This is a genomic window from Parafrankia colletiae, from assembly GCF_001854655.1.
Taxonomy (GTDB): domain Bacteria; phylum Actinomycetota; class Actinomycetes; order Frankiales; family Frankiaceae; genus Parafrankia; species Parafrankia colletiae.
This window is the reverse complement of record NZ_MBLM01000002.1, coordinates 310761-333396: the sequence shown is the minus strand read 5'-3', so window position 1 is coordinate 333396 and position 22636 is coordinate 310761. Positions and strand designations below refer to the sequence as shown.

Here is a 22636-nt window from a genome sequence, read left to right as displayed (position 1 = left end):
TGACACGCTCACTTTGAGCTTTCATAGCTGGGGAGGAGCGACTAGTTTCCGCTCCGCGGAGCGCGCCTGCGCGCCGGTGAGGCAGCGGAAGGACGTTGCATGACGGCCACCCCACGGACCCTTAGGCCCCGATCGACGCGGACGTCTGCGCGGCGTCCCGTCGCCGCGATGGTCGCCGGTCTCGCGATGGTCGGCGGGCTGCTCGCCGCCTGCGGAGGCGACTCGGACGACGGCGGCAAAAAGGAGTATCTGATCGGCTTCCAGGGGCCGCTCTCCGGCGAGAGCCAGCAGCTCGGCATCAACGCCTACAACGGCGTGCTGACCGCCGTCGAGCTCGCCAACCAGGACAGCAGCCTGCCGTTCACACTTCGTATCGTCGCCTCCGACGACCAGGGGCAGCCCGAGCAGGGGCCGACCGCCGCGCAGAAGCTGATCGACAACTCCGACCTGATGGCGGTCGTCGGCCCGGTCTTCTCCGGCGCGACGAAGGCCAGCGAGCCGCTCTACAGCCAGGCCGGCCTGCTGTCGGTGAGCCCGTCCGCGACGAACCCGACCCTGACGGACCTCAACTTCACCAGTTTCTACCGGGTGATCGCCCCGGACACGGTGCAGGGCGCCGGCGCGGCCGAGTACCTGGCGAAGGCGGTCAGGGCGAAGCGGGTCTACTCGCTCGACGACCGCAGCGAGTACGGGACGGGCCTGTCCGGCGCGATCGAGCGCGGCCTGGAGCGAGCCCGGGTGCCGTTCACGCACGACGGAATCAACCCGACCAAGGACTACACCTCGCAGGCCACCAAGATCATGGCGGACGGTGCCGACGCCGTCTACTACTCGGGCTACTACCCCGAGTTCGCGCTGCTCACCAAGGCGCTGCGCGGCAAGGGCTACGACGGAGTGATCCTCAGCGGCGACGGCTCGAACGACGACCAGTTCATCCGCCAGGCCGGCGCGGCGAACGCCGAGGGCACGCTCATCACCTGCCCCTGCTCGGACGCCAACTCCGACCCGGCCGCCGCCGGCTTCGTCGCGGACTACAAGAAGGTCAACAGCGGCCTGAAGCCCGGCACCTACTCCGGCGAGGCCTACGACGCCACCAACGCCATCATCTCGGTGCTGCGCGAGCAGGGCACCGGGGCGAGCCGGGAGTCGGTGCTCTCCGCGTTCGGCAAGGTCGACCTGCCCGGCGTCACCAAGCGGATCAGGTTCCAACGCAACGGCGACGTCGAGGGCTCGACGGTCTACGTGTACCAGGTGAAGGACGGCCAGCGCACCGTGCTCGGGCCGGTCAGCACGCTCGTGAAGCCTTGACCCGGCGCGTCGGGCGGGGCCGGGTCCGGGGGGAGATCCATGGGCTCGGCTGAGCAGATCAGCCAGCTCACGATCGACGGGCTGATGGTCGGCGCGCTCTACGCGGTGATCGCCCTCGGGTACACGCTGGTCTACGGAGTCCTGCAGCTCATCAACTTCGCGCACAGCGAGGTGTTCATGCTCGGCGCGTTCGGCGGGCTGTTCGCCAGCCGGGCGCTGGTGCCGGACGGCGGGGCGACGCCGTCCGGCCTGGCCTCGGCCGGGCTGGTGCTGTTCGGACTCGGGGTGGGCGCGCTGGCCGGCGCGACCGCCGCCTACGCCCTGGAACGCTGCGCCTACCGGCCGCTGCGCCGCCGCGGCGCCCCGCGGCTGGCGTACCTGATCAGTGCGATCGGGGCGTCGCTGTTCGCCTTCAACCTGGCCGGCAAGGAGTTCGGCCGGCAGAGCGTCCCGGTGCCGGAGCTGTTCACCAACGGCACGGTGCTGACGGTGTTCGGCGCCGAGATCTCCACCCAGTCGCTGGTGATCGCGGCGTCGGCGCTCATGATGCTGCTCGCGGTCGACCACCTGGTCGCCGGCACCCGGCTCGGGCAGTCCATCCGTGCCGTCGCCCAGGACGCCGAGTGCGCCGGCCTGATGGGCGTGGACGTCCAGAAGATCATCGTTGCGACGTTCGTGCTCGGCGGGCTGCTCGCCGGGGCGGGTGGGTTCCTGTACGCGATGACGTTCAACGCGTCCTACACCATGGGGTTCGTCCCCGGGATCAAGGCGTTCACCGCGGCGGTGCTCGGCGGCATCGGCAACGTCCGCGGGGCGGTCATCGGCGGCCTGCTGCTCGGGCTGGTCGAGAGCTTCGGCGGGTACCTGTTCGACGCCTCGTACAAGAACGTCATCGCGTTCGCGGTGCTTGTCGCGGTGCTGCTGGTGCGGCCGTCGGGTCTGCTCGGGACGCGGCTGGGCCGGCCGGCGTGAGCGGTCTCCCGCACCAGCCGCGGCAGCCGCACCAGCCGCGGCTGACCCGGCTGCCGCGGCTGCCGCGGTCGCGCCGGGTACGCAGCCTGGGTATCGCCTGCTTCCTGTCGGCTCTGGCCGCCGTGATCACGGGGCCGTCCGGGGATGCGGACCATCCGCTCGCCGGTATCACCGGCTCCTTCGCCTGGCCACGGGTGATCATCTTCGTGGTCGCTGCGCTGGGCCTGTGGGCCGCGCTGCTCAGCGGTGGCCACCTCGCCAGCCCGGTCCGGGCGCTGTCCGCCCGGGCCCGCGCCGCGATGATGCCTTCTACCTCGATGCCTCCCACGCCGGGCGGGGACGGTGCCGGCCCACCGGCGCCGGCCGGTCCGCTCCGGCGGATCGCGGCGCCGGTCACCGGTCGGCACGGGGCGCGGCTCGGCCACCTGGCGCTCCTCGCGGTGGCCCTCGCCGTGCCGCCGGTGCTGTCCACGGCGGCCCAGCAGGCGCTGGTGGGCGAGATCGGCGTCTACGCCCTGCTCGCGCTCGGCCTGAACGTCGTCGTCGGGTACGCGGGCCTGCTGGACCTCGGCTACATCGCCTTCTTCGCGATCGGTGCCTACACGACGGCCTACGTGACGTCCGCGGAGGCGATGCCCTGGCACGCGCCCTGGCAGATCAACCCGTTCTTCGCGCTGCCGGTGGCACTGGTCGTGGCGGCGGTGGCCGGAGTGGTCCTCGGCGGGCCGACCCTGCGGCTGCGCGGTGACTACCTGGCGATCGTCACCCTCGGTTTCGGTGAGATCGTCCAGCTGCTGGCGAACAACGCCGACGGGGTGACCGGCGGGCCGCGCGGTGTCTTCGGGCTGCCGCCGCTGTCGGTCGACCTGCCCGGCGTGCGCTACTCGTGGGGTCTGAACCCGCTGCCGTACTACTACCTCCTGGTCGTGCTGATCGTGCTGGTGATGGTGGTGTTCGGGCGCTGGGAGCGCTCGCGGACCGGCCGGGCCTGGACGGCGATCCGCCAGGACGAGGTCGCTGCCGAGGCCACCGGGGTCGCCACCATCCGGATGAAGCTGCTGGCGTTCGCCGTGGGGGCGTCCGTCTCCGGCTTCGCCGGGGTGGTGCTCGCGACCAAGCAGTTCTTCAACCCGCAGTCCTTCGGCCTGCAGGCCTCGCTGCTGGTCCTGACCATCGTCATCTTCGGCGGGATGGGTTCGCGCCTCGGCGTGGTGTTCGGCGCCCTCGTCCTGCAGGGAACCGCGTTCCTGCTCCGTGACACCGTTCCGCCCGCGGACCGGTTCATCTACTTCGGCGCCGTGGTGGTCCTCATGATGATCTTCCGGCCAAGCGGGCTGCTGCCGCCGCGCCGGCACCGGGCCCTGCCCCGTCAGGACGTGCCCGGTACTCCCGCCATCCCCGCCGCCGCGGGCGCTGGGCTGGTCGGCGCCGCAGTGGGGGCGACCGCAGGAGCTGGCCAGGACTCGGCGCTCGCCCCGGGCGCAGCCCCAGGACCAGCCCCCCTGCCGGCACCGGGCGCATCACTGGGATCCGGCGCATCACTGGGATCCGGCGATGCGCCGGAACCGGGGCCAGGGGCCGGAACGGGACCGGGCGTCGGCCCGGGAGCGGAGCCGGCGCTGTGACCGCCCGGGTCATTCCCGACCCGCGGCCGTCGACCGCGGCCGGGCCGATCCTCGACGTGCGTGACGTGACCCTGCGTTTCGGCGGGCTGACCAGCCTGGACGGGGTGTCCCTGCGGCAGGAGCGGGGCAGCGTCCTCGCCGTCATCGGTCCGAACGGGGCCGGCAAGACCTCGCTGTTCAACTGCCTCACGGGTGCCTACCGGCCGCAGCAGGGCAGCGCCCGGTTCTGGGCGGGGGAGGACGCGGTCGAGCTCGTCGGCCGGTCCCCGCACCGGGTCGCCCGCCTGGGAATCGCCCGCACGTTCCAGAACATCCGCCTCTTCCCCGAGATGTCGGCGGTGGAGAACGTCCAGGTCGGCGTCGAGGTACGGGCCCGGGCGGGCGCACTGCGCGGCCTGCTGCCCACCCCGGCCGTGCGGCGGGAGGAACGGGAGGTGCTGGAACGCTGCCACCACCTGCTGGACTTCGTCGGGCTCGGACGTCGGGCCGCACTGCCGGCCGGCAGCCTGCCCTACGGGGAGCAGCGGCGGCTGGAGATCGCGCGGGCGCTGGGCACCGCGCCGTCGCTGCTGCTGCTCGACGAGCCGGYGGCCGGAGCCACCGCGGCCGAGCGGCGTGACCTGGTCACGCTGATCCGGGCCATCGCGGAACAGGACGTCTCGGTGTTGCTCATCGAGCATGACATCCGGTTGGTGGCCGCGGTCGCCGGCTCGATCTCCGTGCTCAACTTCGGCCGGGTGATCGCCGCCGGCCACCCGGACCAGATCCGCTCCGACCCCGCCGTCATCGAGGCGTACCTGGGGGACACCGACGACGAGCGGAGCCGGCCATGACCGACCCGGCCAGAAGCGATCCGGCCCGGCCCGGCCCGGCCGGAACCGGCCCCGGCAGCAGCGACCCGGCCGGAAACGGGGGCGCGTCCGACGGCCCGCTGCTGGAGGTGCGCGACGCCGAGGTCGCCTACGGGGCGGTGACGGCCGTCCGCGGGATCTCGCTGCGGGTCGAGGCCGGCGAGGTGGTCGCCCTGCTCGGGGCGAACGGCGCGGGGAAGACCACGACGCTGCGCATGATCTCCGGGTTGCTGCCACCCGCCCGCGGTGCCGTCTGGTTCGACGGCACGCGCATCGCGGGGGCACCCCTGTCGGGGCCGGCTCCGGCTGCGCCGCCGGTGCGGTCCGCACCGGCGGAGCGGGCGGGCCGTGTCTCCCGCGGTCGGCACCGGGACGCAGCCAGGCAGCGGGACGCCGCTGGGCAGCGGGACGTCCCCGGCCTGCCCGTACACCGGGTCACCGCGCTCGGTATCAGCCACGTCCCGGAGGGCAGGCGGATCTTCCCGGCGATGACGGTCGCGGAGAACCTGGCGATGGGCGCCTACCTGGACCGCCGCCGCGACCGCGCCGAGACCCTCCGGGGCCTGGACCGGGTCCACGCGCTGTTTCCCCGGCTCGCGGAGCGCTCCCGGCAGCCGGCGGGGACGCTCTCCGGCGGGGAGCAGCAGATGCTGGCGATCGGGCGGGCGCTGATGGCGCGACCCCGTCTGATTCTGCTGGACGAGCCCTCGCTCGGCCTCGCCCCTCTCCTGGTGGCGACGATCTTCGAGGTGATCCGGGAGATCAACGCGGGCGGGACGACCGTTCTGCTGGTGGAGCAGAACGCCGCAGCCGCCCTGCGGATATCCCACCGCGGCTACGTCCTTGACACCGGTACGGTGGTCCTGGAGGGCGGCGCGGACGATCTTGCCCGGGACGCCCGGGTGCGGGATGCCTACCTGGGCGGTTCCGACGAGCCGCGCGGCGCGCAGGACACGAGCACCACGAACGACCGGGATGCCATGGCTCCCTGAGGCCGTGCGGACGGGTGGGTGGCGCACGACCAGCGGCCGGTGGCACAGGGCCAGCGCCGGCCGATGGCCGCGGCCTGTTGGCGGATGCCCGGGACGGCCTTTGGTTCCGTCCGAGCCTTCCCCGTGCCCGGCGTTTTCTACTCGGCCGCCCCGGGCGCCCGCCTGAGATGAAGGTAGCAGGGCAGCCGGCTGTGCAGGTCTAAGGCGCGTTGGCCGAAGTGGCCTGGGCGTTTCGTGAGGGGACCTTCCCCCCGGCGGGTGGGTTGTCGCGCAGCAGACAGCTCAGCCGGCAGGTGCACACCGGCCTGCCGGCCTCGTCCGTGATCCGGATGTCGTAGGTGGCCAGCGTGGCCCCGGCGCGGATCTGGGTCGCGACGGCGGTCACGACCCCGTCGAGGGCCGCGCGGTGGTGGGTCGCGTTGATCTCGATACCGACCGCCGAGCGGGACGGGCCGGCGGCGAGCATCGAGGCGACCGAGCCGACGGTCTCCGCGAGCGCGACCGAGGCGCCGCCGTGCAGGAGGCCGTAGGGCTGCCGGTTGCCGGCGACGGGCATCGTCGCGACGACGCGCTGCGCGCTGGCCTCCGTCAGCACGATCCCGAGGCGCTCGCTGAGCTCACCGCGGTGTTCGTTCAGCTCGTTGAGCAGTTCGGTCTCGTTGAGCAGTTCGGTCGGATCCGACGCCGTAGAGGGCACAACCAGCACATTAGCGCCGCGGCGAGGCCCACGCCGGGACCGGCCGGGGCGCGACGGCGGGTGCACGGCGCGGCGCGCCGGGTGCTCGCCGACGACACGCCGAGGCCTGGATCAGTGGATCTTCTTCGCCGGGAGGAGCCCGTGGTCCTGCCGCCCTTCCGCCGCATGCGCGCGGAGCTGTCGTACCCACGTCCTAGACTCGCCGCGTGCCTGCGACTACTTCGTCCCCGTCCGGCAGTACCTCGGTTCCCGCGGCGGACCGCCCCCGGCTGCTGTTGCTCGACGGGCATTCGCTGGCCTACCGTGCCTTCTTCGCCCTGCCGGTGGAGAACTTCTCGACGACGACCGGCCAGCCGACGAACGCCGTCTACGGCTTCACCTCCATGCTGATCAACGCGCTGCGCGACGAGAAGCCCACCCACGTCGCCGTCGCGTGGGATCTGCCGACGCCGACGTTCCGGCACACCCAGTACGCGGAGTACAAGGCCGGCCGGTCCGAGACCCCGGCGGACTTCGTCGGCCAGGTCGCGCTGATCCACCAGGTCTGCGAGGCGCTCGCGGTGCCCGGAGTCAGCGCCGCCGGCTTCGAGGCCGACGACGTGATCGCCACCCTCGCCACCCAGGCCGCGGCCGACGGTATGGACGTCCTGATCGTCACCGGTGACCGTGACGCGCTGCAGCTCGTCGACGACCGCGTCACCGTGCTGATGACCCGCAAGGGCATCAGCGACATGACCCGCTTCACTCCGGACGAGGTGCAGGCGAAGTACGGCCTGTCGCCGGTGCAGTACCCCGACTTCGCGGCGCTGCGCGGCGACCCGTCCGACAACCTGCCGTCGGTGCCGGGGGTGGGGGAGAAGACCGCCACCAAGTGGATCCAGCAGTTCGGCTCGCTGGCCGACCTGGTCGACCGGGCCGACGAGATCGGCGGCAAGACGGGTGCCTCGCTGCGGGCCCATCTGGCCAACGTCATCCGCAACCGGTCGCTGACGGAGCTCGCCCGGGAGGTGCCGTTGGAGGTCACCCCGGTCGACCTGCGTCTGCACCCGTGGGATCGCGAGGCCGTCCACCAGCTGTTCGACACGCTGCAGTTCCGGGTGCTGCGGGAGCGGCTGTATGCCGCCCTGGCGGTGGCACCGCCGTCCGCCGACGAGGGCTTCGAGATCGAGCTGACCATGCTCGGTCCGGACGAGGTCGCCTCCTGGCTGGCCGAGCACGCCTCCGGCGCCGGACGCACCGGCCTGCACCTGCGCGGCACGTGGGGCCGTGGCACCGGGGTGATCGTGTCGCTGTCGCTGGCGTCGACCGACGGCGCGGCGGCGTGGATCGACCCGACCCAGCTCACCGCCGGTGACTCGGCCGCCCTCGGTGCCTGGCTGGCGGATCCGGACCGGTCGAAGGCCGGGCACGACCTCAAGGGCCCGATGCTGGCGTTGGCCGAGGCGGGCTTCGACCTCGCCGGCGTGACCAGCGACACCGCGCTCGCCGCCTACCTGGCCCTGCCCGGCCAGCGTTCGTTCGACCTGGCCGACCTGACGCTGCGCTACCTGYAGCGCGAGCTGCGGTCGGAGGGGGAGACGAGCGGCCAGCTCACCCTCGACGGCTCCGGCGAGGCCGACGAGGCCGAGGCCGACGCGATCCGCGCCCGTGCCGCCCTCGAGCTTGCCGGCGTGCTCGACGGCGACCTGGAGCGCAGGTCCGCGGCCCGGCTGCTGCGGGAGATGGAGCTGCCCCTGGTGACCGTGCTGGCCCGGATGGAGCGGGCCGGGATCGCGGCCGACTCCGATCATCTCGCCGAGCTGCAGAAGCACTACGGCGCCGAGGTCACGGACGTCGCCGCGCAGGCACACGGCATCGTGGGGCGGCAGTTCAACCTGGGCTCGCCCAAGCAGCTCCAGCAGATCCTCTTCGAGGAGCTGGCGCTGCCCAAGACGAAGCGCATCAAGACCGGCTACACCACCGACGCGGACGCGCTGGCCTGGCTGGCGACACAGTCCGACCACCCGCTGATCCCGGTGCTGCTGCACCACCGCGACGTCGCCCGCCTCAAGACCGTGGTCGACTCGCTCATCCCGATGATCGACGACGCCGGGCGGATCCACACCACCTTCAACCAGATGATCGCGGCCACCGGCCGACTGTCGTCCACGGACCCGAACCTGCAGAACATCCCGATCCGCACGGTGCAGGGCCGGCAGATCCGGCAGGCGTTCATCGTCGGGCACGGCTACGAGACACTGCTGACGGCCGACTACTCGCAGATCGAGATGCGGCTGATGGCCCACCTGTCCGGCGACGCCGGGCTGATCGAGGCCTTCGCCTCCGGGGAGGACCTGCACACGTTCGTCGCCGCGCAGGCGTTCGGGCTCCCGGTCTCCGAGGTCGACCCGGAGCTGCGGCGCCGGATCAAGGCGATGTCCTACGGGCTGGCGTACGGGCTGTCCGCGTACGGGCTCGCCGGCCAGCTCGGTATCGCCCCCGACGAGGCCCGCGAGCACATGGACGCCTACTTCGCCCGGTTCGGCGGCGTCCGGGACTTCCTGCGCGGTGTCGTCGACCAGGCCCGGCGCGACGGCTACACCGAGACGATCATGGGGCGCCGCCGCTACCTGCCCGACCTGACCAGCGACAACACCCAGCGCCGGCAGATGGCGGAACGGATGGCGTTGAACGCGCCCATCCAGGGCTCCGCCGCCGACATCATCAAGATCGCGATGTTGGGGGTGGACCGTGCCCTGCGGTCCCGGGATCTCCGCTCCCGGCTGCTGCTCCAGGTGCACGACGAGCTTGTCCTTGAGATCGCTCCCGGCGAGCGCGACGAGGTCGAGGCGCTGGTGCGGTCCGAGATGGGTGCCGCGTACGAGATGTCCGTTCCGCTGGAGGTGGGTGTCGGCGCCGGGCGCACCTGGGACGAGGCCGGCCACTGAGGCCCCACCGGATCCGTCCGCGATCCGGATAATCCTGCCCCGCGCCGTCCGTGGGTGTTTGTCCCGGTGCGTTCGTCCGCCATTTCCGGAAAGGGCGGCGCGAGCTGTGTGCACGACACCGGGATTCCCGCGGCCATCCAACGTGTCAGGCATGGTGCCGGCGGGAATTCTCAGGCTGTCGGCGCCCGCGGCGCGGCCGCTGCGGTCTGTGCCGTCTGCGCGGGCCGGTGCCCCGCCCAGCGCCGGAGGCGCTCGTCGGGGGGAGCACCACCGTGATCCGTCGCGGCAGGGAAAGGGGAAACCAGCCCGTGATCAGCGGCCCGATCATCGTCGACCGCCGCCGTCTGCTCACGGTCCTGGTTCTCGGCCTGGCGGGGTTCTTCCTGGTCACCCTCCTTGTCCCGGCTTCGCCGGGTTTCCTGCGGCCCGGATCGTGGGCCGCGCTGGCCATCGGGCTCGTCAATGCCTGCCTGCTGCGACCGCTCACCGAGCACCAGGACGAGTGGGAGTGGCTCCCGCTGCTGTCCGGAGCGTCGATGACCGCCGGCCTCGGTCTGGCCGCGGCGAACTCCGGGCCGGGCCAGGGCTGCGAGCTGTTCCTGCTCTGGTTCCCGTGGCTCGCGGCATTCTGCGGCATGCTCCGGCTCGGCTCGACATTAGCCCTGGCCGCGTGGATAGCACTCGTCATGATCCTCGCCGCGTGGGCGAACCCGGATCTCGCTGATCCCATGCCGCTGCTGGTCGCGGCCGTGGTCAGCTCCGTCTGCGGTTGCCTGGTCATGTCCGGTCTGTTCCGGTGGGGCCATCAGCAGGCCTTCTCCGACCCGCTGACCTCGCTGGTCGCCCGCAGCGGGCTGGCCAGCGTCGCCGATCCGGCGATCGCCCGGGCCCGCGAGCGCGGCGAGGAGGTTGTCTTCCTCCTGCTCGACATCAACCGCTTCCGGGAGGTCAACGACGCGCTCGGGCACGAGGGTGGTGACGAGCTGCTGCGCCAGTTCGCGCGTGCGCTGACCAGGGTGCGGCCGCGGCCGGCCTTCGTCGGCCGGCTCGGCAGCGACGAGTTCGCGCTGGTCATCTCCTGCCCTGCCGGCACCGGCGATCCCATCGGCGCCCCGGACGACGGCGCGCGCCAGCCACCGGGCCGGGACCGTCTTCTGCGCGACCTCGGCAGCTCGGTGCTGAGGCAGGTGGAAGGCCCCTTCGAGGTGCGCGGCATCAACGTCGGGGTCGAGGCCAGCGCCGGGCTGGCCCTCGCGCCGCGGGACGGCGAGACGGCCGCCGCGCTGCTCCCGTGCGCCGACGTCGCGCTGTCGCGGGCGAAACGACAGGGCGAACGAGTCGGGCTCTGGGACGTCGGCATCGCCGGCGTGCGCTCCTGGGAGATCTCCCTGTACGCGGAGCTGCGGGCGGCCATCACCCGCAACGAGCTCCTCGTCTACTACCAGCCGCTGCAGTYCGCCGCGACCGGTCAGATCGTCGGGGTCGAGGCGCTGGTGCGGTGGCGGCACCCCACCCGCGGCCTGCTCCCGCCCGGCGCGTTCCTGCCGATCGCCGAACGGTCGGCGCTCATCGGCGACATGACCCGGTGGGTGCTGGACGAGGCGCTGCGCCAGTGCGCCGACTGGGCCGCACGCGGCCTGCACGTACCGGTCTCGGTCAACCTGTCAGCTCGCATGCTCATCCTGGACGACCTGCCCGACCTGGTCACGACAAGCCTGGCGCGGCACCACCTCCCGCCCGACATGCTCACCCTGGAGATCACCGAGAGCGCCCTGGTGACCCAGCCCGGCCGGGCGGCGGCGATGCTGCGGGAACTGCGCAGCAAGGGCGTCAAGCTCGCGCTGGACGACTTCGGCACCGGCTACAGCTCGATGGAGATCCTCAAGGCGCTCCCGTTCGACGAGGTCAAGATCGACCGCGGGTTCGTCGCGGACATCCGCGGGAGCCTGCAGGACGCCGCCATCGTCCGGTCCGTCCTCGACCTCGGGCACCGGCTCGGGCTGCGGGTCGTCGGCGAGGGCGTCGAGGACGAGCGGACACTGCGGATGATGAGCGAGCTCGGCTGCGACATCCTGCAGGGCGACGTGATCTCGCGGCCACGGCCGCCGTCCCGCCTGGAGGACCTCCTCGCCGTCCGCGCGGCGAGGACGGACCGCCCGGCGACAGGCCCGGGTCCCGCCGGACAGGGCGGGCCCGGTTCCGCCGGGGCACGCCGGGCGGGATCGGAGCCCACGGCGACGCACCCGTCTCCCGGCGGGCCGCTTCCCCTCGGATCTGTGCCGAACGGATCGGTGCCGAACGGATCGGGATCAGGCGGGCCGGTGCCGGGTGGATCGACGGCGGTCACCGCCGGCCTGCCCGGCACCACCGCCGCCGGGCCCGGTGAGGCGGCGGGCGGAGCAGCGGCGGGCGGAGCAGCGGAGCCGCGCCAGCCCGACAGGACCCTCTTCACACTGGCACAGACGCAGCGGTTCGGTATCCTGGCGCCGCTCGCCCAGCAGGAGGCCGCGCGGGTCGCCGCGGTGCGCCGCTACGAGATCGCCTTCCGCCCGCACAGCTACCTCCTGGACGACGTCGCGGCGCTCGCGGCCGCGATGACCGGCTGCGACGTCGGGTCGATCATCATCGTCAGCGCCGACTCCGAGATCTACCTCGGCCGGTTCGGCCACCAGACGCAGGACATTCCGGCCCGAGTCGGCATCGGTTCACACTCGGTCGCGGCCGGTGAGCTGGTCGAGGTCCCGGACGCCACGCTCGACCCCCGGTTCGCGCACGGCGCCAAGGCCTACCGGCGCCGGATCGTGCGCTTCGTCGCGGGCGTGCCGGTGCGAACGTCCGACGGGCAYGCGATCGGCGCGATCACGATCAGCGACCGCATCCCGAGGCGGCTCACCCCGGGGCAGCGGGAGGCCCTGGAAAGCCTCGCCCGACACGCGATGGTCATGATGGACACCCGCCGGGAGTGTGTCCTGCTGGAGCTGGTGACGGACACCACCCATGCGCTGGACCAGCTCGACCACCGGGGCGAGGTCCACGCGGCGGCCTCCCTGATCACGGACACGGCGCGGCACATGTCCGGAGCGGACGTCGCCAACGTCCTGGTTGCGGACAGGGCGGGATCGGCCGAGTTCACCGCCGTCGAGTCGTCCGTCGCGCCCGGCGCCGAGGCCATCATCCGGCCGGGGCAGAAGTTCCGGCAGGACGAGCGAACCGTCGTCGGGCAGGTGCTGCGGACACTGCGCCCCCTGTTCGTGCCGGACGCCTACTCCTACACCGGTTTCAACACCGACCTGGCCCGGCGCAGCCACGTCGCCTCGGTCCTCATCGTGCCGCTTCCGGGCGCCGGCGGGGTGGCCGGCGCGTTGTGCATGCGCTGGTCCCGGCCGATTCCGGTGATCGACCCCGCACTCGACAAGGTGCTGACCCTGCTCGGCGGCCAGGCCGGCCACGCCCTCGGGCGCATGCTGGCGGTCGACTGCCCCGGTCGGGCGTTCGAGACCGACAGCGCGACCGGCCTCGCCACCCGCTCCGCGTTCCTGCCCACGCTCGGGCATCTGCCCTCCGGCACCGCCGTCTGCCTGTTCGACCTGCCCTGGTCGGGCCGGCCGCCGCCGGGCGCCGCCGCCGGCACGGCACCCGATCAGGGACTCACCCGGTTCGCGACCGATCTGCGGGCCGTCGCCGACGACCCGGAGCACCTGGCCCGCTGGGCGGACCGGCAGTTCGTGATGGCGATCCCGACCGGCGGGCGTGAAGGCGCCGAGACCGCCGTCGCCGCGGTGCGCCGGGCCTGGGGGCAGGAGTCGACCGCCCCCCTTGCCGTCGGCATCTCCATCACCGGGGGCGACGAGCCGTTGAGCACCGCCCTCATCGAGGCGGAGAACCAGGCGCTGGCCATGGCGGCCGCCCGGGACGCCCGCGACGGCGCGGGCACCCCGATGACGGCCACGTCGGCCGGCGTCTGAGCGCTCTCAGGCGGTCACGCCGACCGCGGCCCACGCCTCCCGCACGGCCCGGGTCTCCTCCGCCCCGAACAGCACCTGTGCCTGGCGGGCCGTGGCGGTGGCGAACGAGCGGAACGTGGCGTTCGGCCGCAGCTGGGGGGCCCGCAGCGCCTCGTACCAGATCCGCCCCGCGCGCTCCCAGGCGTGCCCGCCGAGCGCGATCGCCGCGTTGTAGAACGCCTTGTTCGGGATGCCCGAATTGATGTGCACACCGCCGTTGTCCGTGGTGGTGCGGACGTAGTCGTCCATGTGTGCCGGCTGGATGTCGTCGCCGAGCACCGGGTCGTCGTAGGCCGTCCCGGGCTCCTTCAGGGAGCGCAGCGCCACCCCCTGCACCGCGTCGGTGAGCAGGCCCGCACCGATGAGCCAGTCAGCCTCCTGGGCCGTCTCGCCGCGCAGGTGCTGCTTCACCAGTGAGCCGAAGACGTCGCTGATCGACTCGTTGAGGGCCCCGGACTGGTTCAGGTACATCAGCTGCGCCTCGTCCTCGGTGACGCCGTGGGCGAGTTCGTGACCGATGACATCCAGCGAGACGGTGAACCGGTTGAACAACTCGCCGTCACCGTCCCCGAAGACCATCTGCCGCCCGTTCCAGAAGGCGTTCTCGTAATGCTCCCCGTAGTGGACGGTGGCGAGCAGCGCCATGCCGTCGTCGTCGATGGAGTCCCGGCCGTAGGCGGAACGGAAGAACTCGAACGTGGTGCCGAGCCCGTCGTACGCCTCGTTGACGGTGACGTCCTCGATGGGCTCGTCGCCCTCGGTGCGGACCGTCGTGCCCGGCAGGTCCTCCGTGCCCTTGGCGTCGCCGATCGTGCGGCGCGGCCCGCTGGTCGGCGTCAGCCGAGGCGGCGTCGCCGCGCGCTGCGCCGAGCGCAGAAATGCGTTGTGCACCCGGACCGTGCGGTGGGACGTGTCCTGGGCCAGGGTGGCCAGGGCCCGCGCGCGCTGGTCGTCGTTCCCGTTCCGTGCGATGCGCTCCAGCACGTGCGGCGGCACGGCACAGGGCGCGCAGCGACGGTGACCGCTCATCGGTGGCTCCTCATCGGTGACTGTTCGTCACATTCGGGTACTCCCGGGTGGGTGTGACCCCCCGCCACCGACCTTCGCCGCCGCGTGATCTGATGTCCAGACTGTTCTTTGTGCCCTCCTCGTCACTACATCGCCGCGGTGCCCTCGCACGTCGGGCCCGGTGAGAGCACGTCAAAGCCCACTCCGGTCCAGGACGCCCGGACGAAGTCGACGCACAGGTCCGCCTGCCCCCGCCCGGCGGTGAAGTTGATCTTCCGGGCCAGCAGGCCGCCCGCGTCGTAGTCGGTGACCGCGCCCAGCCCGCGGACGAAGCCGGCTCGGCTCGGGCAGCCCTGCTGGGTCCGCAGGCCGCGGACGAACAGGTCTGCGCTGATCCAGCCGTTCATGGCGCTCTGCAGGCGCGGCTCGGCGAGCTGGGGGGCGTACCGGGACATCGCAGACAGGTACGCCTGGTGCGCGGGCAGATCGCGCTCGAACGCGGTGAAGGGCACGCCGGCGTAGGTGCCGGCCAGCGCCTGCCGGAGCCCGGGCGGCAGCCGGCTCATGTCGTAGCCGAACGGGGACAGCGCGACGGTGAACGGCCGGCCCAGCTCGGCGGCGGTGATCAGGACCCCGGTGTAGACGTCCAGCGGGGTGGCCGCGATCAGTGTGTCCGCACCGGCCGCCAGGATCCGCGAGCCGACCCGCTCCGCGGACAGGCTGTCGACCGCGGACTCGAAGACCACGGGGACACCCGCGGCCTCCAGACTCGACCGGGCACTCGCGGCGAAGAGCCGGGAGGCCTGGTCGGATCCGGTCACCAGCAGCGCCGCCCGGGTGCCGCCCTGGGAACCGACGAACCGGCCCAGCGCGCTCGATGTCCCGGCGCCCGCGGCGACCGAGCCGGCGGCGAACATGTTCGGGTGCTCGCCCCACAGCGGCTGGTCGGCCACCCCCAGCACGGGAACGCCCTGCTCGTCGAGCCACGGCGCCGACCGCTCGGAGACCATCGTGCCCTCGAGCACCGCGAACGCTCCGTCGGCGACGAGATCCTTCGCCGCCCGCAGGTTCACGCCGGGACTGGACTCGTCGTCGCGCCAGACCGTCCCGATCAGGCGGCCGCCGACGCCACCGCCCGTGTTCTCCTGCGCGAGCCGCGCCTCCACGCCGGACCGGAATCCGGTGTACTGCGCCGCCATCGGCCCGCTGTCCGGGAACAGGACGCCGACCGTCACGCGGTCGTCGGTGACACCCGGGGCGCAGCCGCGCGCGGCCTGCGCGGTGCCGTCGCGGGCGGAACCACCGGCGGCGCAGGCGCCCACCAGCGCCACGAGCGCTGCGGTGACCGTCGTCAGGGCCGCACCGACAAACCGCGTCCGAAACACCAGGCGAGCCACCTCTCCGAGTCCGGCGCACAGCGGCGGCGGAGTTCCTGGGCGTTCACAACCGTTTACGCCCAGTCCGGCGGGTTGACCCGCAAAGAAAATCCTGATTTACCTCGTGGAAATGTGATCTATGGTGTTTCAGAGACTTGTATGAGGCAATTGTCAGCTGTTTGTGAATACTGAGAACATCGCCGCGGATGACGGCAGCGCCCGATCCGTCAGGGTGCGTCCACTGGCTCGTCGCATGCCTTCTGCCCGCCGCCGGGGGAAAGGTCGCGCACCGGGCCCGTGCGGTGGACGGCGGCCTGCGCGTGACGGGCCTGACGGGCCTGACGGGCAGCCTGCACCCGGCGGGCGGCGAGAAGCGCGGTGGTCTGCAGCGCGGCAAGGCCGATCGCGCCGAGCATCAGCATGCTGRCATGCTCGTCGAGCCAGCGGACCACCTCGCGCGTCCAGGGCGCAAGACTGCTCCCGGCCGCCAGGTAGAGCGCGGACGACAGCGCCGAGCCGGGGATCAGGAACCGCAGGAACCGTCGCATCGGCACCGCCCCGGCGCCCAGTGCCGCGTCCACCGCCAGATTGGTGTTCACGAGACAGAACCACAGCAGCCCCCGCTGAGCCGACCGTCGCGACAGTGCCGTGACCAGCCGGCTGGTACCAACCCGCCGCAGCAGCAGCGACCGGACGTTGTAGCGCGCGAGGCCGAAGTAGCCGACGTCCAGCAGGGCCCGGAACACCGTGGCGACCAGCAGCGCCGGGACGAAGGCGACCTGGCCGCCGACCAGCACCAGCACGGAGATGGTCGGCCGCAGCGCGATGAGCAGCAGTGGTGCGGACGCCGCGAGCGAGGGCAGGAACACCAGGCCCGTTGCCCCGGCGCCCAGCAGGCTCCCGGTGAGCAGCGTCGGCCATACCCGGGCCAGCACCGACCGGCGCGCGCCGCAACGGGTGGCCTCCACCCGTCCAGTCTGCCCGCCCGACCGGCACCGCTGAGCCCGCCGGCGGGCCGGGCGCCGTGAACCCGGAGCGCTCCTGCGGCGGCGTCCTGGCACACTCTGGCTCGTGCTGATGGTGGGCCTTACGGGCGGAATCGGGTCAGGCAAGAGCGCGGTGTCGGAATGCCTGGTGCGGCACGGCGCCTATCTCGTGGACGCGGACCGCATCGCCCGCGAGGTCGTCGAGCCCGGCAGCAGCGGGCTGGCCGCCGTCGCGGAGGCGTTCGGGCCGGATGTGATCACCCCGGACGGATCGCTCGACCGGGAGGCACTGGGCCGGGTGGTCTTCGCCGACGAGGAGAGCCGCCGCCGCCTGGAGTCGATCACACACCCGTTGATCCGGGCGGAGATGGCCCGGCGGATCGCCGCCGCGCCCGCCGACGCCGTCGTCATCCATGACGTGCCGCTGCTCGTCGAGTCGAGCCGGCGCCCCGGCTACGACCTGATCGTGGTCGTCGAGACGCCGCGGGAGCTCCGCCTCGAGCGGCTGGCCCGACGCGGCCTTCCCGCGGACCAGGCCGAGGCCCGGATGGCGGCCCAGGCCACCGACGAGCAGCGCCGCGAGGTCGCCGACATCCTCGTCGACAACAGCGGCACGCTCGACGACCTGCAGGCCCGGGTGGCGGAGGTCTGGCAGGAGCTGCTCCGCCGCCGGTGACACAACCGCCGGTGACACAACCGCCGGTGACACAACCGCCGGTGGCACGGCCGCCGGTGGCACGGCCACGGGCTCACAGCCCGGGGCCTGAGCCTTCAGCGGGTCCGGTCGGTCCGCCCTACTGTCAGACCATGGCCTGGGAATGGGACGCGGAGACCTACGACACCCTTGCGCTGCCGCACGAGCTGTGGGGCCGGCGCACCGTCGCCCGGCTCGCCCTGACCGGCGGGGAGACGGTCGTGGACGCCGGCTGCGGCACCGGCCGGGACACCGCCGCGTTGCTGGACGCGCTCCCCCGGGGACGGGTGTTCGCCGTGGACGCCTCGGCCTCCATGCTGGAGCGCCTCCGCGCTCGGCTGCCCGACGTGGGGGAGCACCTGACCGTGGTCGCCGCCGACCTGCGCGACCCGCTGCCCATCACCGAACCGGTGGACGCCGTGATGAGCGTGGCGGCGCTGCACTGGATCGACGACCACCGGCGGGTGTTCGGCAACCTCGCGGCAGTGCTGCGGCCCGGGGGGCGGCTGTCGGTCGACTGCGGGGGCCAGGGCAACATCGCCACCGTCGAGGCCGTGCTGCGTCAGATCCTCGGTGACCTTCCGGACGTCTGGACGTTCGCCGGCCCGGCCGCGACCCGCGAACACCTCGAAGCCGCCGGCTTCGTCGACGTCGACGCACGCCTGCGCCCGGACAGGGCGTACTTCGCCGAACCCGCGGCACTGCACGACTATCTGGAGACCGTCGTGCTCGGAGCACACCTGGCCCGCCTGGGGCCGGACGAGAGGGCGGCACTCGTCCACGAGGTGGCGCGGCGCCTGCCCGAGCCCGCCGTCGACTACGTTCGCCTCGAGGTGAGTGCCCGCCGCGCCGGCTGAGCCCGGACGCCGGGCCGGCTGTCGTTGCCGGGGGGGGCAGCGGGGCCGGGCGGAGGCGGTCAGCCGATGCCCGCGGCGTCCATCCCGCGCAGCTCCTTCTTCAGTTCGTTGATCTCGTCGCGGAGGCGGGCCGCGAGCTCGAACTGCAGCTCCTTGGCCGCCTCGTGCATCTGGTCGTCGAGCTGGCGGATGAGCTGGGCGAGTTCCTGGCGGGGCATGCCGGCGAGTTCGGCGGCGTACCGGCCGACCGCGTCGCCCGCCTTCGACTTCATGCCGGGGACAGGTGCCTTCCCGCGGGACTGGGCCCGGCCACCACCGCCGATCATCTCCGCGCCCGCGGTCTCACGCACCATGTCGTCGAGGATGTCGACGACCTTCTTGCGCAGCGGCTGGGGGTCGATCCCGCGCTCGGTGTTGTAGGCGATCTGCTTCTCGCGCCGCCGGTTCGTCTCCTCGATCGCGTGGCGCATCGACGGGGTCACCTTGTCGGCATACATGTGGACCTGGCCGGAGACGTTGCGGGCGGCCCGCCCGATGGTCTGGATCAGGGATTTGTCCGAGCGCAGGAAGCCCTCCTTGTCCGCGTCGAGGATCGCGACCAGTGAGACCTCCGGCAGGTCGAGACCCTCGCGGAGCAGGTTGATCCCGATCAGGACATCGAACTCGCCGCGGCGCAGATCGGTGAGCAGCTCGACCCGCCGCAGCGTGTCGACCTCACTGTGCAGGTAGCGAACCCGGATRCCGAGCTCCAGCAGGTAGTCGGTGAGATCCTCGGACATCTTCTTGGTCAGCGTCGTCACGAGGATCCGCTCGTCCCGCTCGGCCCGGATCCGGATCTCGTGCACGAGATCGTCGATCTGGCCCTTGGTCGGTTTGAGAATGACCTCCGGGTCGAGCAGCCCCGTCGGCCGGATGATCTGCTCGACGGTGCCGTCGCCACGCCCCAGCTCGTACGGGCCCGGGGTGGCGGACAGGTACACCGTCTGCCCGATCCGCTCCAGGAACTCCTCCCAGCGCAGCGGGCGGTTGTCGACCGCGCTCGGCAGCCGGAAGCCGTGGTCGACCAGGTTCCGCTTGCGTGACATGTCGCCCTCGTACATCCCGCCGATCTGCGGGACGGTGACATGCGACTCGTCGATGACCAGGAGGAAGTCGTCGGGGAAGTAGTCCAGCAGCGTGTGCGGCGCCGTTCCGGCCGCCCGGCCGTCGATATGCCGGGAGTAGTTCTCGATGCCGGAGCAGAAGCCGACCTGACGCATCATCTCGATGTCGTAGGTGGTCCGCATCCGCAGCCGCTGGGCCTCCAACAGCTTGCTCTGACCCTCCAGCTCGGTGAGCCGCCCGGTGAGCTCCGCCTCGATGCCGGTGATCGCCCGCTCCATGCGCTCGGGCCCGGCGACGTAGTGGGTGGCGGGGAAGACGAAGACCTCCTCCACCTCCCGCACGACGTCGCCGGTGAGCGGGTGCAGGTAGGTGAGGCGCTCGACCTCGTCACCGAACATCTCGATGCGGATCGCGAGCTCCTCGTAGACCGGGAACACCTCGACCGTGTCGCCCCGAACCCGGAACGTCCCCCGGGTGAAGGCGAGGTCGTTGCGGGCGTACTGGACGTCGACGAGGCGGCGCAGCAGCTGCTCGTGCTCGAACTCGTCACCCACCCGCAGGCGGACCATCCGATCGACGTACTCCTGCGGCGTGCCCAGGCCGTAGATGCAGCTCACGCTGGCGACGACGACCACATCGCGGCGGGTGAGCAGGCGCATCGTCGCCGAGTGGCGCAGCCGCTCGACCTCCTCGTTGATCGAGGAGTCCTTCTCGATGTAGGTGTCGGTCTGCGCGATGTACGCCTCGGGCTGGTAGTAGTCGTAGTACGACACGAAGTACTCGACGGCGTTGTTCGGCAGCAGCTCCCGGAACTCGTTCGCGAGCTGGGCCGCCAGTGTCTTGTTCGGCGCCATGACGAGGGTCGGGCGCTGCAGACGCTCGATGAGCCACGCTGTCGTCGCCGACTTGCCGGTTCCCGTCGCGCCGAGGAGCACGACGTCCTTCTCCCCGGCCCGTACCCGGCGGGCCAGCTCGTCGATGGCCGCCGGCTGGTCACCGGACGGCGCGAAATCCGAGACGACCTGGAACGGCGCCGTCGAACGTTGGATGTTCGTCGTGGGGCGTTCGAACGTTGTGCTCACGAAATCCAGAACACCACAGACCTCCGACAGTTTCCCGCCGGTGCCCGTCAGCGCGGCCCTCGCTCCCAGCCGAGCAGCCGCGCGCCGAGCACGGCGGTCTGGAGCACGTAGCGGTCCGTGGGGGAGGTCGGGTCGTGCCTGGTCAACGCATGGATCCGGTCCAGCCGGTAGGTCAGCGCCCGCACCGACAGGTGCAGCCGTCGGGCGGCGGCGAGGGCCACCCCGCCGGTCGCGAAGTAGGCGTCGAGGGTCTCGATCAGGGGCCCCGCGCCGCCCCGCGCCGAGCGCAGCGGGCTGAGGACCGTCTCGACCAGCTCCTCCAGCGGCTCCCGGTCACGCAGCAGCACCTTGTAGATCAGCAGATCGTCCGCGTGGACCACCTGGCCGTCCATGCGCATGCGCCCGGCGAGCTCGACAGCGTTGCGGGCCTCCTCGTACCCGATCCGGACGCCGGCCACGCCGCTGCGGGCCCGGCTGACTCCGAGCCGCCACACGAGCTCCGGTTCGGCCCCGAGTCGCCGGGTGATGGCTCTGACCGCGGTCGTCGGCATGGCGCCGGTCGGTGCGAAGGCGGGTAGTGGGGCGAACCCGACGTCGCCGGGCCCGGGCGGGTCCATCCGGCGCCGTCCGCGCGGAGCCGGGGCCCGCGGTGCCGGCCGGTCCGGTGCCCCTCGCTCGGTGCCGGGGTGCCCGGACTCCCCGTCCGCCCGGGTCCGGGCCGGTGCCGTCCCAGGATCCGGTGTCGTTCCAGGATCCGGCGGTGATGCCGGATCCTGGGTCAGATCCAGGCCGGGCTCCGGGGCTGCATCCTGGGACGGGTCCTCGCGGGCGCGTCCACCGTCCGTCACCGCGCCGGGGCCGGCTCCCTGGTTGCCCGGGGCGAGGGGCAGCGTCAGGTTGGTCTCCTGCGGCACGACGCAGACGAGCAGCCCGTCCTTGGTCGCGACCAGCGGCTCGGTGGCGCAGTGCTCGCGCAGTGACTCCTCCACCGCCCGGACGACGGCGCGGCCATCCAGGAACCGCCTGCTCCCCGACGCGACGAGCACAACGTGGGGCGCCTCCAGCCGCAGGCCGAACGCGACGGCCCGCTCCAGCAACGGTCCCAGCTCCGACGTTCCGGTCAGCAGGTCGTCGACCAGCTCACGTCGCATCGCCTCCTCCGAGCGGGCGCGGGCCGTCCGGGCCCGCTCGTAGCCCTCGCAGACTGCTGCGACCGCGTCGTCGCTGGCCCGCAGCACCGCGGACGCCGCCGCGCGGGTCCGCGAGACGGCCCCGACAGTGATACCGCCGATCGCCTCCCGCAGATGCGTGCCGGCCGGCGGGGGCCCGTCGACGCCTGCCGTGTGCCGTCCGGACGCCGAACCGCCGGCGTCGGTGTCGGCATCGGGACCGGCGCCAGAACCGGCGCCAGAGTCAGGGCCGCTGCCGGAACCCGATCCCCAGGTGGCTGCCGAGCCCGAGTCCGAGCCGGGGGGTGGCCGCCGGTCGAGTGCCGCCGGCAGGGCCCGGCCCAGGTCGCGTGCCGCCCGGTCTGCCTGCCGAACCGTGGGCAACGACGGCCAGACCCGCCAGGTCGCGGACAGATACAGATCGACGAGCGCGGGCAGCGAGGCGCCGGATTCGGCCGCGGCCTGGCCGAGGGCGCGGAACCGGTCGAGTTCGGCCCGCGACAGGCGTCGGCCGCTGTCCGCGGCGGAGGCGAGCACGTCCAGATAGTCGCCGAGCAGACCGGCATGGAGCCGGGCATCGGCCGCGGCCAGCACCGCGGCCCGGGGGAGCCGGGTCAGGCTCGTACCGGGTAGTCCCGCGGACTGCTCCTCGTGCTGGATCGGCCACTCGGGTCGTCGGTCCGTGTTGGTCATTGATCGTCGCGCCTCCCCCGTTCGGCTGCCGAGTATCGGCAAGGAAATCGTAGACAAAGTCGCGGAGTCCGGACGGTGTCTGCCGGGACGGTGAAGGGCAGGCTGAGCGTTGAGCCTGGTGAGGGGCATTGGACGTGCCCGCGGCAGGCGTTCCGCGGGAGTGGATCGGCCCGCCTCGTCGCCGCCGGTCCGCCTCCCCGGGACGCCTGTCGCGGGCCGGCCCTGTGGCCCGGCTCGCCCGCCCGCTGCCCGCCCCGGATCCCCTGCAGGCGAACCAGCCCGGATGGAAGT

General features: G+C 72.6%; 15 protein-coding genes. 9 read left to right on the top strand and 6 right to left on the bottom strand.

Features of this window, described 5'->3' with window-relative positions; genetic code table 11:
* Nucleotides 1–168: 168 nt before the first annotated feature.
* From CC117_RS01485 to CC117_RS01465, 5 genes are read left to right on the top strand one after another with little or no spacing between them, the layout of a single operon-like run.
* Entirely contained in the window at nucleotides 169–1308 is a 1140-nt protein-coding gene (locus CC117_RS01485) for a branched-chain amino acid ABC transporter substrate-binding protein (protein ID WP_071081885.1), read from the top strand.
* A 39-nt stretch (nucleotides 1309–1347) separates the two neighbouring features.
* Complete coding sequence (locus CC117_RS01480; RefSeq protein WP_018640332.1) at nucleotides 1348–2280, top strand: branched-chain amino acid ABC transporter permease; 933 nt, start codon at nucleotides 1348–1350, stop codon at nucleotides 2278–2280.
* 50 nt (nucleotides 2281–2330) lie between these two features.
* Complete coding sequence (locus CC117_RS01475; RefSeq protein ID WP_071082049.1) at nucleotides 2331–3905, top strand: branched-chain amino acid ABC transporter permease; 1575 nt, start codon at nucleotides 2331–2333, stop codon at nucleotides 3903–3905.
* On the top strand, nucleotides 3902–4738 hold the full coding sequence (locus CC117_RS01470; RefSeq protein WP_071081884.1) for an ABC transporter ATP-binding protein: 837 nt from the start codon (nucleotides 3902–3904) through the stop codon (nucleotides 4736–4738). The genes CC117_RS01475 and CC117_RS01470 overlap by 4 nt, the downstream gene beginning before the upstream one ends.
* Nucleotides 4735–5748: an ABC transporter ATP-binding protein gene (locus tag CC117_RS01465; RefSeq protein WP_071081883.1), complete on the top strand. Its 1014-nt coding sequence runs from the start codon at nucleotides 4735–4737 to the stop codon at nucleotides 5746–5748. The genes CC117_RS01470 and CC117_RS01465 overlap by 4 nt, the downstream gene beginning before the upstream one ends.
* Nucleotides 5749–5947: 199 nt before the next feature.
* Here CC117_RS01465 and CC117_RS01460 read toward each other — a convergent pair whose 3' ends face one another.
* Nucleotides 5948–6454 carry a PaaI family thioesterase gene (locus CC117_RS01460; RefSeq protein WP_071081882.1) on the bottom strand — a complete coding sequence of 169 codons (507 nt, stop codon included), beginning with the start codon at nucleotides 6452–6454 and terminating at the stop codon, nucleotides 5948–5950.
* 197 nt (nucleotides 6455–6651) lie between these two features.
* Between CC117_RS01460 and polA the strand changes: the two genes are divergently transcribed.
* Complete coding sequence (gene polA / locus CC117_RS01455; protein ID WP_071081881.1) at nucleotides 6652–9372, top strand: DNA polymerase I; 2721 nt, start codon at nucleotides 6652–6654, stop codon at nucleotides 9370–9372.
* A gap of 308 nt (nucleotides 9373–9680) precedes the next feature.
* A complete protein-coding gene (locus CC117_RS01450) occupies nucleotides 9681–13337 on the top strand; it encodes an EAL domain-containing protein (RefSeq protein ID WP_071081880.1) in 3657 nt (1218 codons plus the stop codon).
* Nucleotides 13338–13343: 6 nt separating this feature from the next.
* Here the strand turns inward: CC117_RS01450 and CC117_RS01445 are convergent, their stop codons facing one another.
* The 3 genes from CC117_RS01445 to CC117_RS01435 form a co-directional block, all read right to left on the bottom strand.
* Nucleotides 13344–14405: a M4 family metallopeptidase gene (locus tag CC117_RS01445; protein WP_071081879.1), complete on the bottom strand. Its 1062-nt coding sequence runs from the start codon at nucleotides 14403–14405 to the stop codon at nucleotides 13344–13346.
* Nucleotides 14406–14530: 125 nt separating this feature from the next.
* Entirely contained in the window at nucleotides 14531–15769 is a 1239-nt protein-coding gene (locus CC117_RS01440) for an ABC transporter substrate-binding protein (protein ID WP_241829723.1), read from the bottom strand.
* 218 nt (nucleotides 15770–15987) lie between these two features.
* A complete protein-coding gene (locus tag CC117_RS01435; protein WP_241829722.1) occupies nucleotides 15988–16728 on the bottom strand; it encodes a hypothetical protein in 741 nt (246 codons plus the stop codon).
* Nucleotides 16729–16837: 109 nt separating this feature from the next.
* Here CC117_RS01435 and coaE point away from each other — a divergent pair, with 109 nt between their 5' ends.
* Both coaE and CC117_RS01425 read left to right on the top strand, forming a co-directional pair.
* The gene (gene coaE, locus CC117_RS01430) at nucleotides 16838–17422 is read left to right on the top strand and encodes a dephospho-CoA kinase (protein WP_084131227.1); all 585 of its coding nucleotides are present in this window, start codon (nucleotides 16838–16840) and stop codon (nucleotides 17420–17422) included.
* A 131-nt stretch (nucleotides 17423–17553) separates the two neighbouring features.
* Entirely contained in the window at nucleotides 17554–18297 is a 744-nt protein-coding gene (locus CC117_RS01425; protein ID WP_071081876.1) for a class I SAM-dependent methyltransferase, read from the top strand.
* Between the two features lie 59 nt (nucleotides 18298–18356).
* Here the strand turns inward: CC117_RS01425 and uvrB are convergent, their stop codons facing one another.
* Complete coding sequence (gene uvrB, locus CC117_RS01420) at nucleotides 18357–20483, bottom strand: excinuclease ABC subunit UvrB (RefSeq protein WP_071081875.1); 2127 nt, start codon at nucleotides 20481–20483, stop codon at nucleotides 18357–18359.
* A gap of 47 nt (nucleotides 20484–20530) precedes the next feature.
* The gene (locus tag CC117_RS01415) at nucleotides 20531–22345 is read right to left on the bottom strand and encodes a PucR family transcriptional regulator (RefSeq protein WP_071081874.1); all 1815 of its coding nucleotides are present in this window, start codon (nucleotides 22343–22345) and stop codon (nucleotides 20531–20533) included.
* Between the last annotated feature and the right edge of the window lie 291 nt (nucleotides 22346–22636).